The 295-nt window shown below is 73.2% G+C and carries 1 protein-coding gene; it reads left to right on the plus strand.

The annotated features are described in order from the left end of the window. Nucleotides 1–295, plus strand: a 295-nt coding sequence (locus GT030_RS34195; protein WP_202460915.1) for a nitroreductase family protein, incomplete at both ends; no start/stop codon positions are given.

A 295-nucleotide genomic window follows, 5' to 3' on the forward strand; every position in this document is an offset into this window, starting at 1 on the left:
GTCCGGCGCGTTCGGGGCGTTCCTCCAGGAGAACTACTTCCTCGCCAACTACAACCTGGAGCAGGCGGCCGCCGTGCTGGTGCCGGTGGCCCGCACGTACGCGGTGCTGGACGCGGTGGGCGACCGGGGGCTGCGGCTGGTCAACGCCGCCGTGGGTGCCGTCGCCCAGGCCGTCTACACCGCCGCCTCCGCGGCCGGGACCGGCTGCGGGGTCGCGCTGGGCTTCGACTGCGTCTCGTACGCGGAGGAGTTCGGGGTGGCCGGCCAGGGAGAGGTGCCGCTGCTGATCATGATG

Source organism: Streptomyces sp. SID1328 (genome assembly GCF_009865595.1).
GTDB lineage: Bacteria > Actinomycetota > Actinomycetes > Streptomycetales > Streptomycetaceae > Streptomyces > Streptomyces griseoluteus.